12 protein-coding genes are annotated in these 17,768 nt (G+C 34.6%); 3 read left to right on the top strand and 9 right to left on the bottom strand.

Annotation, left to right across the window (positions count from 1 at the left end):
• On the top strand, window positions 1–1,078 hold a 1,078-nt coding region (locus tag GBO31_RS22165), incomplete at its 5' end, for an alkaline phosphatase D family protein (RefSeq protein WP_219010764.1).
• 95 nt (window positions 1,079–1,173) lie between these two features.
• Here GBO31_RS22165 and GBO31_RS22160 read toward each other — a convergent pair.
• From GBO31_RS22160 to GBO31_RS22120, 9 genes are all read right to left on the bottom strand, one after another.
• Window positions 1,174–2,049 (bottom strand): dienelactone hydrolase family protein, encoded by an 876-nt coding sequence (locus tag GBO31_RS22160; RefSeq protein ID WP_219010763.1) that lies wholly within the window; start codon window positions 2,047–2,049, stop codon window positions 1,174–1,176.
• Window positions 2,050–2,202: 153 nt separating this feature from the next.
• On the bottom strand, window positions 2,203–3,831 hold the full coding sequence (locus GBO31_RS22155) for a lytic polysaccharide monooxygenase (RefSeq protein WP_219010761.1): 1,629 nt from the start codon (window positions 3,829–3,831) through the stop codon (window positions 2,203–2,205).
• A 354-nt stretch (window positions 3,832–4,185) separates the two neighbouring features.
• Entirely contained in the window at window positions 4,186–7,437 is a 3,252-nt protein-coding gene (locus GBO31_RS22150) for a VPS10 domain-containing protein (RefSeq protein ID WP_246615957.1), read from the bottom strand.
• 70 nt (window positions 7,438–7,507) lie between these two features.
• A complete protein-coding gene (gene argE, locus GBO31_RS22145) occupies window positions 7,508–8,707 on the bottom strand; it encodes an acetylornithine deacetylase (RefSeq protein WP_219010760.1) in 1,200 nt (399 codons plus the stop codon).
• A 1-nt stretch (window position 8,708) separates the two neighbouring features.
• Entirely contained in the window at window positions 8,709–10,109 is a 1,401-nt protein-coding gene (locus GBO31_RS22140) for a YfcC family protein (RefSeq protein ID WP_246615956.1), read from the bottom strand.
• Between the two features lie 63 nt (window positions 10,110–10,172).
• Window positions 10,173–11,870 (bottom strand): gamma-glutamyltransferase, encoded by a 1,698-nt coding sequence (gene ggt / locus GBO31_RS22135; protein ID WP_219010758.1) that lies wholly within the window; start codon window positions 11,868–11,870, stop codon window positions 10,173–10,175.
• Between the two features lie 187 nt (window positions 11,871–12,057).
• On the bottom strand, window positions 12,058–13,734 hold the full coding sequence (locus GBO31_RS22130; RefSeq protein WP_219010757.1) for a serine hydrolase domain-containing protein: 1,677 nt from the start codon (window positions 13,732–13,734) through the stop codon (window positions 12,058–12,060).
• Window positions 13,735–13,746: 12 nt separating this feature from the next.
• Window positions 13,747–14,829 (bottom strand): serine hydrolase domain-containing protein, encoded by a 1,083-nt coding sequence (locus GBO31_RS22125; protein ID WP_219010755.1) that lies wholly within the window; start codon window positions 14,827–14,829, stop codon window positions 13,747–13,749.
• Between the two features lie 88 nt (window positions 14,830–14,917).
• Window positions 14,918–15,820: an AraC family transcriptional regulator gene (locus tag GBO31_RS22120; RefSeq protein WP_219010754.1), complete on the bottom strand. Its 903-nt coding sequence runs from the start codon at window positions 15,818–15,820 to the stop codon at window positions 14,918–14,920.
• Window positions 15,821–16,007: 187 nt separating this feature from the next.
• Between GBO31_RS22120 and GBO31_RS22115 the strand changes: the two genes are divergently transcribed.
• Both GBO31_RS22115 and GBO31_RS22110 read left to right on the top strand, forming a co-directional pair.
• Complete coding sequence (locus GBO31_RS22115; RefSeq protein ID WP_219010753.1) at window positions 16,008–17,531, top strand: aldehyde dehydrogenase family protein; 1,524 nt, start codon at window positions 16,008–16,010, stop codon at window positions 17,529–17,531.
• Between the two features lies 1 nt (window position 17,532).
• On the top strand, window positions 17,533–17,768 hold a 236-nt coding region (locus GBO31_RS22110), incomplete at its 3' end, for a DUF779 domain-containing protein (protein WP_219010752.1).

Raw genomic sequence — 17,768 nt, 5'->3', positions numbered from 1 at the left:
GGTGCTACCTGGAAAAAAATATGCTTATGAATTATTTGTGAACGGGAAAAAGGTACAAAAGAGTTATCCGTTGGAATTTCAATCACAAACGTTATGGCAATGGAGAACAGATCCACCAGAAGTGAATTTTGCCATTGGAAGCTGTAGTTATGTAAATGAGGAGCGTTTTGACAGACCAGGAAAAGGATATGGAAGTGAATATGAGATTTTTGAATCGATTCATAACAAAAAACCAGATTTTATGCTTTGGTTAGGTGATAATACCTATCTAAGAGAAGCTGACTGGAACTCACGTACTGGTTTTTTACATAGGTATACGCACACACGTTCCTTACCAGAACTACAACCTTTATTAGCATCTACTCATAATTATGCCATTTGGGATGATCATGATTATGGACCAAATAACGCAGATGGAAGCTTTGTTATGAAAGAAACTGCTTCTGAAATATTCAAATTGTTTTGGGGAAATCCTAACTATGATGTGATCAATAAAGGAGGTATAACAGGATATTTTGAATGGGCAGATTTACATTTTTTCTTATTGGATAATCGTTACTATAGAACTTCTAATAATAACTATACTGACGAAAGAGAAATGTTAGGTAAAGATCAGATAGACTGGTTGATAAATGCATTAGCTTCAAGTAATGCTCCATTTAAATTTGTTGCTGTTGGTGGTCAAGTTTTAAACTCAGAAGCCATGTATGAGAACTATGCCATTTTTGCTAAAGAGCGTGAGTATCTATTAGAAAAAATACGAGAAGCCAAAATTGAAGGTGTGATATTTTTGGATGGAGATAGACATCATACGGGTTTGAGCCGTATGAAAGAAAGTAATGATGTATATCCATTATATGATCTTACCTGTTCTTCATTAACAGCTGGATCTAATAATAATCAAGAAAAACTAAATGTGTACAGATTGAAAGAAACCATAGTAGGACAACATAACTTTGGAATACTAAATGTCTCTGGACCTCGAAAAGCACGTGTTCTTACCATTAACATATTTGATACCAATGGTAAAGAGATATGGACTAAACAAATTAAAGCTACAGATTTAATGTATAAGTAACTCCAAAAAAGAAAGCAGATGATCATGTTAAGAGTGCATAACATGATCATCTGCTCTTGCTATTATTTCCTTCAGAATAACAGTTTATACTACTTTTATTTAAAAGTTTCTGCAAGTAACTGCTGTAAACTATTCCAAGATTTTTCATCTGCTTCAGCATTATAAGCCAATGGTAATTTGAATTTTTCACCATTTGCATCAGCAGCTTTAGATGTAAAGCTATGCTTTACACCTGGATATGAGATATATTCATAGGTAGCTCCAATAGAATCCATCGCAGTTTTAAAAGTTGTCACAGACGCTGTATTAATAAAAGGATCATCAGCGCCATTACACACCAATACACGTGCTTTTAATTTGTCATTAGGCATTACTGGTAGTCCTACTCCACTATGAAAAGCGGCTACAGCATCCAAATCTGCACCACTATTTGCCATTGTTAATGCTACACTACCACCAAAACAATATCCAATCGCAGCAATCTTTTCGCCATCTACGGATTCGTGCTTTTTTAATAATTCAATAGCCGCATTAAAACGAGCTTTCGCTTCTGGTAAATTTTTCATAACGCTACCAGCAAACTTTCCAGCATCCTCGGGATGATCTGCTAGTTTTCCATCTCCATACATATCTATAGCAATAGCAGTATATCCAAGGCTTGCCAACATATCAGCACGCTCTCTAACATATTCATTATGTCCCCACCATTCGTGAACTACCAATATTCCTGGGCGTTTTCCTGTACTATTTTCATCAAAGGCAATATATCCTTTTAAATTCGTTGAATCAGAAGCATAAGTAACTTCTTCTCCTTTTACTTGTACCGTTTTAGTTGCTGGTTCTTCTTGTGAGGTTTCCGTTGTAGGTTCGTTAGAGGTATCAGTTGTGGATTCATTCTTTTGTTGCTTACAAGAAATTACAAAGAGAAATGATAAACTTAATGTAAGTGTGAGGATAGTGAAACGTTTCATAAATGAGTTTTGTATTTAGTTTATTAAATATACTAATTATAGTACGTTACACTAAGTTAAAACTAACACAATTATTAATGGATTTCTTGGCTTAATAACAACAAAAGCTGCACTTTTAGCGCAGCTTTTGGATTATTTCCGGTATATCAGAAATTATTGTCGTAAGATCATACGTTTTGTCTGAACTCCTTTATCTGTTTGTAGTTTATAGATATAAACTCCATTACTCATTCCCTCCATATCAATTGTAAACTCATACTTTCCTATAGTTTTAGAAGGTTCATCGATGGATTTAATCAATTGTCCGCTTAGCGCATATACTTTCAAACTTACGTCAGATGGTTCTGTTAATATGTATTGAATTGTAGTAGTACTAGCAAATGGATTCGGATAATTATTAAGCAACACTGCTCCATAATCAAACTCATCAACAGATAACACATTTCCACAATTAGGCTGAGTAGCTGTAGTACTAAAGTAGATTGTATAATCTCCAGATTTAGAAACCATCACAAAGTTCTCGCCATCTACAGTTACATAATATTCTCCATCTAATCCTTGAATTCCTGTACCATCAAGAATTGCTTCTGGACTATTTTGGTTAAAGGTCTGCACCAAGTTATCACGTAAGTCGGTCCAAACGCTAACAGCACCAAGCGATTGAATAGAAAACTGATATAATCCATTATTGGTTAAGCTCCAATTAATATCGAACTTATGTTCGTTTAAGTCCGGGCCATTTTCACCGAATACAAAAATATCGGTATAAGATCCTATTAGGTTAGGTAAGGCTTCGGCATTTGGTGTATCGAAAGGACAGATAACACTTGCGCAATCTGGATCTTCTACTAAATTGATCGTTTCCATACTACCAGAACTAAAAGTTCCATCACTTACGGTTAGTGTAACATCAGCACTCGTTAAACCAGTATATGTATGAGAAACCTCTACTCCTTGTGCAGTGGTTCCATCGCCAAAATCCCAAGTATATGTGAGTGAATCTCCATTAGGATCATAAGAATCAGCTGCACTAAAAGTAACTTCAGGTCCTCCACAACGGCCATTATCAGAAGTAAAAATAGCAACAGGTGGTGTCGGTTCATTTGAAGCTCCAAAATCAACATCACTAGTTGAATAAAAAGCTTCAGGTGTAAGAGATCTTTGCCAAACACTGTAAATCACATGTTTTCCTGTTCTAGGAGGTAATACAACATCGATATTATCAGTTTCTGATGCTGGTCTTGGTCCAGTTTCTACCAAAAGCTCTAAACTGTCCCATGTTAATGGCTGATTTGGATTCCAATCACTTTTAGTAATATAAACACGATAATATAATGTTTCATGTGGGGCTGTGTTGGTCCAAGTTACAGTAAATGGTCCTGGAGTAACTGGTGTTGCTACCCAGTCATTTCTCACCTGATCTAACCCTCCATACTTATCTGGACGTCCTGCACTAGCCAAATTTCCGTCCATAATGATATCCATATGCATACCGCCGGCGTCCATTCGAGCTACTTCATTCCAATCATAAAGAGCTTGAGTTCCCCACCCGATAACTGCATCCTGACATGCAGGAGAATCAGGACTTTCTGGGTTTTCCTGAAAACAAGCCCATACACGACTTGGAGGACTTGTTACCGTACCATGAGTTAAAATAGATTGAACTGGTGCTAAAAAAGTTATGACCAGAATAATAAAATGCCAAGGCATATGCTTGACAGTCTTGTGTACGTTCGTTAGTACTTTTTGTAAGTTTTGATTGTAGTTTTTTGCACAAAGCATTGTGTAGTAAGTTTAATTCGTAAGATGTTGATTTGGTGTTAAATTAAAATTGGTTAACCAAGAATAATCTTTCAATTTTATGAATATTTTTAGATTTAACGAAGTATTAAGTTCTAATTAAAAAAACAATAGCATTTCTTGTTAAGAAAAAGTTAATGTATTACAATTTACGGTGTTGTCGGTTTTATGTAAGCTTGGTAGTTAATGCTTTATCAACTCAAATGTTATTTCTTCTAAACAAAAACAACCCTCTAATTTCTAGAGGGTTGTTAATTTCTGAAATACTTGCAAAAAGAATTACAAATTCATGCTTAATGCTTATTTAGTAATTGCTAAGCTAGATTTAAAATAGTATTATTTATCAATTAATCCTTGTCCTTCAATCCAAGGAGCACCAGCTTGTTTTAAACTTCTTTCAATTGCTGGTATCGTGTTATTGATTTCGTTTTTCAGTTTTATCTTTATCTGTTGTAATTGTTTATTCGCACGATTAAATGCAGCTTTTTGATTTCCTGTAGGGCCATAAGTACTGGACAAAGCCATAAATGCAATACGATTGGCATCATTTGGAGTTGGATTAGATTTTTCTCCAATTTCATCTTTTACTGGATTACCACTCAATTCTTTTTGAATCACCAATAAACGTAATCTAGCATCATTTATTTGTTGTAACAATGCATCGTTAGAAGTAGTAGTCTTATTAGCAGCACGTTTCATCGCTTGAATCTTCTGTATTTGACTTCTCATTTCTATATTAGTAGCAGTCAGATCTTGTTGAAAAGCAAAAACCTCTTCCCTGAATTGGTTCATTTCTTCAAAAGATTTACGTGGTAAAGCTCCATCATACATTGGTACAACTTTAAATTCTTTTGGTCCTTGTAGTACCGTAGTAAGTCCATCTACACGTTTTACCAGAGTTGCGGTATAAGTACCTGGTGTTGCTAAAACACCAATACGGTTACCAAAACCTCTATTACCTCCGCGAGGAGCTCGTAACATTTCACCTCTTTTACTCGGGTAATCCAGTTTCCAATTAATTCTATTAAATCCTTTTTTATTGGTTCCTTTTATAGTATTAATTAGATTTCCAGCTGGATCTTTTATTAATAATACAACTGAAGGTCCATCTTGATTCTTCTCTTTTTCTAAAGCATCCCAACCAGGAAAATCAGTATTCTTTTTCTCTCTTTCTTTTCGAGCATCCTTTAAGGATTTGAATTTATCCTTCAAATAATAGGTGAAACGTGCTCCATATGCTGGATTAGGAGCTATATATTCGGCATCTCCTTGACTTCCTACTCTACTCGAAGGTTTGTACCATAATGCATCTTTTATTGGAAATAAGGTAGCTTCAGTAGATGTCACAGCAGGATCAAAATTACGTAATGGTGTAATATCATCTAATACAAAGAATCCTCTACCAAAAGAAGCGCCTACCAGATCATTTTCTCTTCTTTGAATGGTAAGATCTCTAAAGGATATTGTTGGAACTCCACCTTTTAATTGTATCCAGTTTGTTCCTCCATTGTAAGTGAAGTAGATACCATACTCAGTAGCAGCAAACAATAGGTCTTTATCAACATGATCTTGTACTAATCTCCATATTAATAAGCGATTTGGTAAATCTCCATTGATTAAGTTCCAAGTGTTACCTTTATCAGTACTTTTAAGGATATACGGCTTGTAATCTCCATATTTATGATTATCCACAGCTGCATATACAACATTAGCATCATATAAATCAGCACGTACATCATTCACAAAAGGTACATTACCAAGTCCTTTTACCGTATTTAAATTAAACTTTCTCCAAGTTTGACCACCATTTTCGGTTGTTTGAATAATTCCGTCATCAGTTCCTGCATAAATTAATCCTTCTTGTTTAGGTGACTCAGCCAAAGAAGTAATTGTATTGTAGTTGGACATAGCATATACATCCCATGCATTATCCCAGCTTTGTTGCTTTCCATAATACGGAATTGTAATACGCTCTTGATTTAAAGTTAAGTCCTTTGAAATTGCAGTCCAATCATCTCCTCTATTTTCAGAACGCCATACACGTTGTGAAGCGAAATACAAACGCTTAGGATTATGTGGGCTTACTAAAATTGGAGCATCCCAGTTAAAACGTTCAAAAGGATCTCCTTCTGCTGGTTGCGGTTGAATAAAAACAGTTTCTTTGGTAGTTTGATCAATTCGCCAAAGCGCTCCTTGCTGAAATTCTCCATAAGTAATATTAGGATTCCCTGGTTCGATTGCAGATTGATGACCATCTGCTCCTAATGTTTTCCACCAGTCTGAATTGGCTATTCCATCAGAACTGATTGTTTGCGAGGGCCCTCCATGAGAACCATTATCTTGTGTTCCTCCATAAATTTTATAAAATGGTTTGGAGTCATCAACCGCTAATTTAAAATATTGTGTTATCGGTAGGTTTCTAATAAATTTCCAACTCTTGGTTAGGTCAAAACTTTCATATAATCCACCATCAGTACCAAATAACACATAGTTCGGATCTGAAGGTTTAAAAGCCATAGCATGACTATCTACATGTTTGTTTTTCTCATTCATGGTGTAAAATGTTTTTCCATGATCATTCGAGATCTGCACATAATTATTCATTAAGAACAATTTTCCTTCATGATGTGGCGATGCATATAATTCCTGATAATAATGAGGTCCAGTTCCACCAGAAACAGCATCCGATTGTTTTGTCCATGATGCTCCTCTATTGGTAGACATAAATAATCCTCCTTTTCTTCGATCTAATTCAATTGCAGCATAAATTACATCTGGATTAAATGGAGAAATCGCTAGACCTATCTTTCCTAAGTTAGATCCAGGAATTCCATTCTTTAATTTTGTCCATGTTTCTCCTCCATCCGTACTTTTATGTAGACCAGAACCAGGACCACCTCCTAAATATCCAGCAACTGTACGATGTCTTTGCCATGTAGCAGCATATAAAACATCAGGGTTTCTAGGGTCGATCTCCAAATCTGTAGCTCCTACCCATTCACTATCTCCAAGTGTTCTTTTCCAAGAAGTTCCACCATCAGTAGATTTATATACTCCACGTTCACCACCAGCAGTCCATAAAGGTCCTTGAGAAACTGCCCAAATAGTATTAGAATCTTCTGGATGCACAACAATTTTAGAAAGATGTTCAGATTTTTCTAATCCCATATTTTTCCAAGTAGCACCATCATCATGGCTTACATAAATACCATCTCCGAATGCTACATGTCGTCCACCAACATTTTCTCCGGTACCTACCCAAATAGTATGTGGATTATTTGGATCTATAGCAATAGCACCAATAGAAAAAGATTTTTGTTTATCGAAAATTGGTTTCCAAGTAGTACCGGAATTCGTTGTTTTCCATACACCTCCAGAACCAACAGCTACATACCATACATTTTCATTATCAGGGTGAATTGCAATATCCGCAATTCTACCAGAGGTAAAAGCGGGTCCAATGTTTCTAAATTTTAAACCGCTAAAGGTTTTGTCGTTTACTTTCTGAGCTTCTAGTGAGATTGTAAAAATCATCACGACCCAAACAAGTCCTAGTTTTAAGATTGAATTCATTTTTAAAGTGATCATTAAGTTGATTTATGTTTGTATAATGAATAGGTCAAATATTCTTTTATTTAATTTAAAAAGGGAATATGATCTATTGCAAAATTTTATGTGGGTTCCTAGTACTATCCTCTACCCGATTTGAAGATAACTCTTCAATTAATTTTCTTATCATGACAATTCCTTTATCTAATTGTTCCTTAGATATATATTCGTTAGCTCTATGAGCTTGAGCAATTGAACCTGGCCCACAAATTACTGTTTGAAAACCTTCTAGTGCAAATTGACCCGCTTCTGATGCATAGGCAACTGTATTTAGTTCAGCGTTTCCTGATATTCTTTTCACTAGATTAACTACATCCGCATTGGCATCGGTATCTAAATGTGGTACAGCAGGATGATTTTGAATTGTTTTAATTGAAAATCCATCAAATACGGATTTCAGTTCTTTTTCTCGTTCTCTACAATAGCTTTTAAATTCTTCTACTATCTCATCCACATCATCCATAGGTACTGTTCTCAAGTCCCAATAAAAGTATGCTTTATCGGCGATAACATTTGGTGCTATTCCACCATTGACTACTCCTACATGAAGTGTAGAATGAGGTGGATGAAAACGATCATCATATCTCTTATTAGCTATTAATTGATTCATTTTATTTTCTAACCAAAGAATAAGACGCGTGGATTCATGTATAGCACTTACCTCTTGAGGGATCCTGCTGCTATGACCCGCTGAACCATTGACATAAGTCTCTAAAACACAGATTCCCTTTTGACCAACAATGGGTTCCATCATAGAAGGTTCTCCTATGATCGCATATTTTGGGGTTTCTTTGTAAAAATCATTTATCGCACGTGCTAACTCAGGACCCGCTAAACATCCAATTTCTTCATCATAAGAGAAGGCAAAATAGATGGGTTTTTTTAGTGTTGCACTTACCATTTTCGGAAGTTCAGCAAGGCAACATGCAATAAAACCTTTCATATCACAAGATCCTCTCCCGTAGAGTTTTCCATCTCCTTTGTCGGTCAATAAAAAAGGATCGGTATGCCATTCTTGACCTTCTACTGGTACTACGTCTGTATGACCCGAAAGAATAACGCCACCATCAATTTCAGGGCCAATTCTACAGTGTAACGAAGCCTTGTTTTCTTCATTGTTGGGTACTAAAGTTGTTTGAACACCATAGGACTCAACATACTCTTTTATCCAATGAATAATGTTTAAATTACTTTCTCCTCCTAATACGGGAAATGAAACGAGTTTAGCAAGAATATCTTCTACAGTCATATTAATTGTAATTTATTGTTACTGCAATGATAAGTGTTACAAAGGCTAAGYCTATCAAACTTATCAATACAGGTAATATAAAGCGAATCCATCTATCAATTGGAACTCGGCACATGCTCAGCATTGCGATAAGTCCTCCTAAGGTTGGATTGATGAGATTCGATAGTCCATCTCCTATTTGAAATGCCAAAATGGTAATTTGTCTTGATAGTCCAAGTGATTCCCCTAAGGGAAGCATTACGGGTAAAGTCGCTAAAGCTTGCCCACTTCCGGAAGGAATAAAAAAGTTGATGACCGATTGTGAAATCGACATGCAAATAGCAGAAGCATGTTGTGGTAGGCCTTCTAACACAGTTGAAAGCTGATATGAGATTGTATCACCTATATTTCCCATTTCCATTAAGATCTTAATAGAGGTTGCAAAACCAACCATAAATGCTCCTGGAGCTGCCAGACTTACAGATTTTAATACCGTTTCACTAATACGAGTCGCATTCATCTTTGATATGACTCCACAAAGGAGTGCTACCATCAAGAATACAGCTGAAAGCTCGTTGATATACCAATTCAAATTGAATACTCCATATAAAATGGCTAAAAGTCCTGCAATAAAAATGGTTATAACCATCCAATTATTCTTACTTACATGATATTCATCAATTGGTTTGGACAGCGTCATTTCTCCAGCATCTAATCCAAGTCCTAAGCTTCTATTGGGGTTTACAGTTATTTTTTTGAAATAACGAACGTTATAAAATGCCATAATTGATAATGCTATAAAACATTGTATACTACGTAGTATTGCACCTGAAAACATAGGTAACTCGGCAATTTTATGTCCTGTGCCGACTGTATATGGGTTTATAGGAGATAGTCCAAACCCAATGGTCATTGCACCTACAGAAATACCTGCTGCCAAGATTAAATCTCCTCCTAATGCTAGACTGAGTACCGCTGCTATAGGAACCATAGCAATGTTATTTTCATATCCTACAGCGATACCAAGTAAGCCATATATAAATGTCATTAAAACAATGATCAGGTTTTTATTTTTTAAACCTAATTTTTTGACTAAGGTACCAACACCATTTTCTACAGCTTTTGAAGCATCCATAAAACCAAACATAATAGCTCCTGCTAGAACAATAAAAATGATTTCTACAGCCGCTTTAAAACCTAGTGGTATTGCTTTAAACATATCTAACAACCCAACTGGTGTGGACACTATAGTTTTATAAGAATTAGGAACTACGATACTTCTGCCATCTACTAAAACTCGTTCATAGGTTCCTGCTGGAACAAAATAACTTGCTATAGTAACTAAAACCATGATTACGAACAACATTGTGATCGCGTGTGGAATACGTTTCAAGAAAAATGATCCAAACTTCAATGTACTCATTAGAAAATAAAAGATATCATTGTTTTTACTTAGTGAGTTTTCTTAGACATCAATTATATTCTTCTAATATCCTGCTGCTTGTCCATCTTTACGACTTTCTGAAGCACCATGATAGACCTTATTTTTATCATCCCATAATATGGCTTGGTATCCACCATAAATACCTCTAGCGGTACCTATTCTATGACCTTTATCCATTAAACCACGAATTGTTGAATACGGAATTCCGGATTCTGTTCTTATCGTTCCTGTATTTTCTGTGATTTTTCCCATTGGGCTTGCGCCACCTGTATGGTCCCATCTAGGTGCGTCACCAGCTTCTTGTAGGTTCATGCCAAAATCTACGATATTCATAACAATTTGCGTATGTCCCATTGGTTGAAAATCACCACCCATTACACCAAAACTAACAAATGGTTTTCCATCTTTCGTAATAAAAGCTGGGATGATGGTATGAAATGGACGTTTTCCGGGTTCGTATGTATTGGCTTGACCACGTTTTAGACTAAATAACTCTCCTCTATCTTGTAGCATAAAACCTAATTTTGGTGGCGCCATTCCAGATCCCATTCCTCTATAATTACTTTGGATTAACGAAATCATTGTTCCTTCTTTATCCGCAACCGTCATATATATGGTTTCTCCGGCAGAAATTTCACCCGCATTATACTTTCCCGCTCGTTTACCAATTTTTGCTCTTCTTTTATCAGCATAATTTTCTGATAGTAATTCTGTAACTGGAACATCGTAAAAATCCATATCCGCATAGTATTTGGCTCTATCTTCAAAAGCAAGTTTCTTTGCTTCAGTAAATAAATGAAGATGTTCGGCACTACCAAATTCAATATTCGAAAAGTCGTATCCTTTTAGTATTTGTAACATTTGCAGGGCTGCAATTCCTTGACCGTTTGGAGGTAACTCCCAAACATCATATCCTCTATAATTTACAGATACAGGTTCTACCCATTGAGATTTGTGATTAGCTAAGTCTTTTGCTGATAAAAACCCACCTTGTTCTTTTATAAATTTTCCAATTGTTTCAGCAATCTCACCTTTATAAAAAACATCTCTACCTCCTTCTGCAATTTTTTTATAGGTATTCGCTAAATAGGGATTTTTATAGATTTCTCCCTCATTAGGTAATTTTCCTCCATTTTGATTAATATAAGTATCCTTAATATTTGGAAAACCTTTAGACTCGAAAAAAGGAATACTTCTTTGTAAATACCAAGCAATTAATTCGGTTAATGGAAATCCACTTTCGGCATATCCAATGGCAGGAGCCAAAATTTCTGACATTGATTTGGATCCAAATTTTTTGTGTAGTTCAAACCATCCATCTACGGCTCCTGGAACACTTACTGGTAAAGCTCCATGAGATGGGATTTTAGTCATGTTTTGTTTTTCAAAATAGTCTAATGTTAATCCTTTTGGTGATCGGCCACTAGCATTTAACCCATATAATTTTTTCGTTTTTCCATCCCAAACAATAGCAAAAAGGTCCCCTCCGATTCCACATCCAGTTGGTTCCATAAGTCCTAATGCGGCATTTGCAGCAATAGCCGCATCGATAGCATTACCACCTTTTTTAAGAATATCCAGACCTACTTGAGTAGCTAATGGATGACTGGTGGCCACCATTCCATTTTGACCTAATACTTCTGACCGAGTAGCAAAAGATTCACCTGTAATTCTGTCTTGAGCAATTGAAATTTGAGTTATAAAAAGAAATAAGAGAAGAGTGTAAAGAGCGTTTTTCACAAATATAAATTTTAGTGTTATTTCAAAGAATAATTTAGATGATGATGTGAAAAGTACTAAATCTGTTATGATTATTCAGTTTGTTTAGAAACTTTATGATTTTTTTAAATCATATCATATATTGAGTAATTACACTCTAATGAACTTCATTGTTCCTTATTTAAAGTAAAGCTCGCTAAAAGTTTAATCACAAGATGATTTTCTGAAAAACTACTTGTCGCATCCGATTTGAAGAGATTTGTAAGCCAGAAACGTTGCCTTTATTTCGCAAAAACTTAATACTTTTTATGTACCATGTATCACTTATAAAAAAGTCCTTCATTACAGGTGTTAAAATGATATCCTCTTGCCTTTGATGCAATAATTCTAATATATCATCATCTACAGATATAGTTAAAAAAGTATTTAATTCTTCACTATAATATTGACCTACAAAAGATGAAAGTTCACTTTTGGAATACGAACTATTTGTATATCCGTGTAGCGTATCTGTTATTTCGTTAGAGGATATATCTAGTTTTATTGAAGATGTATCATCTACTCTAAAAGTAACTTCATTGTAATCTTGTAATCCGAACATGACAAACTTGTTTTCACCTATTGGGATAAGAGGGATTTGTCTGTTTTTATTTATAATATAGCGCAATGTATCATTTTGCAGTCTAATACTTCTGGAATTACCTCTATCATAATTCCAGTATTTCCCTTCAAAAGATCGTAAATCACTTTCTTTTAAGGGATAAGGTATTATCTTCTCAGTTTTATATTTCTCTTTATAAACTAAAGGTTTTTCATTGTTAGATTTTAGAAAATGATCTGCTACTTGCAAAGCTAACTTCTTAGTATTTGAATTATTTCTATTACTAAATACGGCTATGCTTAGCTTTTCCTTTGGAAATCTTACTAAATAAGATCTATATCCAGCTTCAGAACCTGTATGCTGAATGATGTTTCTATCCTTATAACTGCTAAGGAATTGACCATATGCACCTCCAAATTCTAAACCATTATTGAGCTTCTGTGGTTCATCTAGTTGGTTGATGATCTCATTTGAACCGACTTTAATGTTATGGAAATTACACATCCATTTTGCCATATCTTCTCCCGTTGTGATGATGCCTCTAGGACCATAGGTGTCGGTGGAAAAAATACTTTTTACATAACCGTTCGTGTTTTTTTGATATGAATATGCTTTGTTTTTAACTACTTTTTTATAATCCATATCAATAAAACTGTTGTTCATCTCTAATGGATTGAATATTCGATCTTTTAAGAATTGATCAAATGGAGTACCAGAAACTCTTGTTATGATTTCAGCTAAAATGGTATAGTTAGAATTACTATATAAATATTTTTCTCCTGGTAGAAAACCAAGTGTATGTTGTTTATATAATAAATCCAATACCATACTGTGAGTTATTACATCATCTAATTTCCATCCTGCTAAAGACAATAGATGCCATTGATCATTCAACCCACTTGTATGAGACATTAAATGTTGAATTGTAATTGTATGATCAAATTTTTGAAGTTCTGGAATATGTTTTCTAATATCATCATGTACCGCTAACTTTCCTTCTTCTTGTAGTAACAGGATACTAAAGCAAACGAATTGCTTGGTTAGAGACGCAATGTTAAACGGTGTTGTAGCTGTTAATGGAATATCATATTCCAAATTCGCGCTACCATAACCTTTTGTTAGTAATACCTTGTTATCTTTTACTATTGTAACAACAGCACCTGGATTTTCTTTATCCGCATAATCATAAAATAGGGTGTTTATAGAAGTGGTGTCGATTTGTGCGTGGGTAACTATAGAACTAAAAACAAATATGAATATAACTATCTTTAGAGTAATTTTCATTGGAAGGTTGGTTTAAGATTTGATCACAGAAAGTATATATCTTACAAGTCCTGACGAATATAGATTATCGCTATTGGATAATAAAACGATACCATAATTATTATGAGGATAAAAACGAACTAAAGACTTAAAATCGCCATTACTTCCTTTATGCTGGTGAATGTCATAACCATCTTTTGATTTTTGTACATTAAACCCAAGACTACGAATTTCTTCTGTTTTTGAAGTGATTTTATGGTTAGATACTCTCATAAACTCATTCCAGGATGTAGTGTTAAGCCCCTTTTTGTTCATAACGCCTATGATAAATTTTGCATAATCTTTTGTATTGCAATGTAATGAAAAGGCAGCACCAAACAAATTTGGATCGCGTTGATGCATATTATCTGTGGGAATATTGTTTCTATGACCATATGCTTTATTCAATTTGATACCTCTATTCCAAACAAATGACATATTTTTTATATGAAATGGTTCGCATATTTCTTCTCTAAAAATACCATCTAATTGCGCATCATTCACATGTAGTTGATGGGCTAAAACATCTTTTAAATATTGATACCCTTCTCCTGAATAATTATACTTCTCTCCAGGATTAAAAAACAATTGTAAGCTATCATTAGTCTCTCTTCTCCAATTAGGAAGACCAGAAGTGTGATTCAATAACATTCTAGCTGTAAGGAGTTCATGTCGTTTATCATGTGCTAGTTCTTTAAGTGGTAATATTTTGTACAAGGGAGTATCTAATTCAATAATTCCTTTTTCTCGTTGCTTCATTACGAAATAACTAAATACGGGTTTTGATAAAGATGCGACTTCAAATACTGTATTTTCGGTAATTGGGTCTTTTGTTTCAACATTTTCAAAACCATAATAATGCTCAAAACTGATTTTTGAATCTTGAATTATGACCATCGCAATACCTGCAACTTTAGCACTATCGACAATAGTATTTACTCTAGAAACAAAAGTTTTTTGATCTATAGGATTATTATTAACAGAAAAAAAAGTAAGTTTTTTGAAATCACAAGAAGCTGAAAAGATGTAAAATATAAATACTAATCCTAGAATAACCTTATGTACTTTGACTACCATTATCAAGTGTATTTATGATAAAGGATAAGGTTATGACAAAATTGTTACAGTTTAAGCACTATAAATTTCAAAAGAACGGTTATTCAAACTAAGCAAATCTATTGCGGTACTTACTAGGATTTATTCCCTTTATTCTTTTAAACATACGATTGAAGTAAGAACGATTCGTAAATCCACAAGCAAGAAATACTTCTTTTAAATTATACATTGGATTGGCTAATAACTGAGTGGCTTTTTGAATACGCTCTTCATTAATGAAATCTGTAGGCGAAATTCCCATTTCTTGTTTGAATATTTTGTAAAAGTGACTTTCACTCATACAGGCCTCTTTGCTTAATTCTTTTATTGTTAAAGGGTTACATATATTATCTCTGATATATTGCACTACATACGCTAGCCTATAATCACTGGAGAGTTCTTTGGTTTTGGTTTGATAAGTCTTGCGTGTATCCACCTGAAGAATTCTAATAATTAATTCTTGAATCATATTAGAAACGAATGAATCTTTAGCAGGATGATTTTCTGTATACAAATACACTAAACGTTGTAAAATCTGATAGATACTTTGGTCATTTGTAAAATGGAAGTTATAATCCATTAAATTCCATTCTTTCCCATCTGGTCTGGTCATGCATTCGTTCATTAAGCGAATAACATTTCTTAAACGCTCCTCTCCTATCTCCATTGCAAGGCAACGAGTTGGATTATCTTCTCTGGCCTCCGGAAAGTCTATACTCATAAGTTCGTTAGCTGGAAGTATAAGGGATTCTCCTGGTAAAAATTCAAAAGAAGGTTTGTCTCTTAAATGCATTATTTTTTTTCCTCTAAACATACTTGCTAATACTGGCGTTGTGAATTGAAGCTGTACTAGGTCTGCTTTAGAATGTGTTTCAAAAATATGCATTGCAGAATCTTCCAAAATATATGAAGTCTGATTTTCAACAAGATCTACCAGTTTCCTAGATTTATAAAAAGAATTAGAGAGTTGCATGATACAGATTGCGAATTTAACAAGATTTTTGTAGTAATACTGACGAATTCTTATTAAAGATAGTTATTTCATGTTGATATATTATTATTTCATAGGATTGTTCATATGGTTCATAGAATAGTTCAATGCTTTTCATATGGAACAAAGTACTTTAAGGGGAATAACACAAAATCTTAAATGTATTAATATGGGCACTGTAAGTACAAACGAAAAAATGGCTTTTAAAAAGCCTCAATTCAAAAACCAGTATGACAATTATATTGGAGGTAAATGGACTTCTCCAGTGAAAGGCGAATATTTTGAAAACATTTCTCCTGTTGATGGAAATAGTTTTACCAAAGTAGCAAGATCAACTAAAGAAGATATTGATTTAGCTATTGATGCTGCTTGGAAAGCTGCTCCTTCTTGGAATAACAGTTCTGCCACAGAACGAAGCAATACATTATTAAAAATTGCTGATGTGATGGAACAAAATTTAGAACTATTAGCAAGAGCAGAAACTTGGGATAATGGAAAAGCATTACGAGAAACGATGGCTGCGGATTTGCCGCTTGCCGTTGATCATTTCCGATATTTTGCAGGAGTAATACGTGCTGAAGAAGGTACGGTTAGTGAGTTAGATGCTTCCACTATTTCTATGAATGTAAAAGAACCTCTCGGAGTTGTTGGACAAATAATCCCTTGGAATTTTCCTCTTTTAATGGCTACTTGGAAAGTGGCTCCTGCACTTGCTGCTGGTAACTGCGTGGTACTAAAACCTGCTGAACAAACTCCTGTAGGTATTATGATTTTAATGGAGCTTATTGAAGGAATTCTTCCTGCGGGTGTATTAAACGTAGTTAATGGTTTTGGTATCGAAGCTGGTAAACCTTTGGCGTCAAGCTCAAGAATTAACAAAATTGCATTTACAGGTGAAACTACAACGGGACAATTAATCATGCAATATGCCAGTAAAAATATTATTCCTGTTACACTAGAATTAGGTGGAAAAAGTCCTAATATCTTTTTCGAAAGCATTATGGATGCTGATGATGCATTTTTTGATAAATGCTTAGAAGGTGCTGCAATGTTTGCTCTAAATCAAGGAGAAGTATGTACCTGTCCATCAAGAATACTAATTCAGGAAAGCATTTATGATAAATTCATAGAGCGTGTTATAGAGCGCGTAGAAGCAATAAAATTAGGACATCCTTTGGATCCAACAACCATGATGGGAGCACAAGCCTCTAACGATCAATATGAAAAGATTTTGAATTACATTACTATTGGAAAAGATGAAGGTTGTGAAATATTAACTGGTGGTGAAGCTGCCTATAATGAAGGGCTTGAAGGTGGTTATTATGTTCAACCCACTTTATTAAAAGGAAATAATAAAATGCGTGTATTCCAGGAAGAAATTTTTGGACCAGTTGCATGTGTTACTACATTTAAAGACGAAGCAGAAGCGTTAGAAATTGCTAATGATACGCTTTATGGTCTTGGAGCTGGTGTTTGGACTAGAGACACACATCAAGCATATCAAATTTCCCGAAAAGTACAAGCAGGAAGAGTTTGGGTAAATTGTTATCATTTATATCCTGCGCATGCACCTTTTGGAGGTTATAAAAAATCTGGTATTGGTAGAGAAACACACAAAATGATGCTTAATCATTACCGCCAGACTAAAAACATGCTTATTTCTCATGATAAAAATGCTTTAGGTTTTTTCTAGTATGATACAGCGTGTTTTAATAACAGATGAAGCAAAGCGGATCATTGACTCTCTTAGAGAAGAACATGGTCCGCTCATGTTCCACCAGAGTGGTGGTTGTTGTGATGGTTCCTCTCCTATGTGTTTCCCTAAAGGAGAGTTGATGCTTAATGATACAGATGTTTTTCTAGGTATCATACATGATTGTGAGTTTTATATGTCCAAAGATCAATTTGAGTATTGGAAACATACACAATT

This window comes from Aquimarina litoralis (assembly GCF_019295435.1).
GTDB classification, from domain to species: domain Bacteria; phylum Bacteroidota; class Bacteroidia; order Flavobacteriales; family Flavobacteriaceae; genus Aquimarina; species Aquimarina litoralis_A.
This window is presented reverse-complemented; position numbering and strand designations above follow the sequence as displayed.

What these genes read in the sequence shown, in the direction of transcription:
- GBO31_RS22160 (WP_219010763.1), bottom strand. Translation starts at nt 2,049, where the DNA reads ATGAAACGTTTCACTATCCTCACACTTACATTAAGTTTATCATTTCTC.
- GBO31_RS22155 (WP_219010761.1), bottom strand. Translation starts at nt 3,831, where the DNA reads ATGCTTTGTGCAAAAAACTACAATCAAAACTTACAAAAAGTACTAACG.
- GBO31_RS22150 (WP_246615957.1), bottom strand. Translation starts at nt 7,437, where the DNA reads ATGATCACTTTAAAAATGAATTCAATCTTAAAACTAGGACTTGTTTGG.
- argE (WP_219010760.1), bottom strand. Translation starts at nt 8,707, where the DNA reads ATGACTGTAGAAGATATTCTTGCTAAACTCGTTTCATTTCCCGTATTA.
- GBO31_RS22130 (WP_219010757.1), bottom strand. Translation starts at nt 13,734, where the DNA reads ATGAAAATTACTCTAAAGATAGTTATATTCATATTTGTTTTTAGTTCT.
- GBO31_RS22125 (WP_219010755.1), bottom strand. Translation starts at nt 14,829, where the DNA reads ATGGTAGTCAAAGTACATAAGGTTATTCTAGGATTAGTATTTATATTT.
- GBO31_RS22120 (WP_219010754.1), bottom strand. Translation starts at nt 15,820, where the DNA reads ATGCAACTCTCTAATTCTTTTTATAAATCTAGGAAACTGGTAGATCTT.
- GBO31_RS22115 (WP_219010753.1), top strand. Translation starts at nt 16,008, where the DNA reads ATGGGCACTGTAAGTACAAACGAAAAAATGGCTTTTAAAAAGCCTCAA.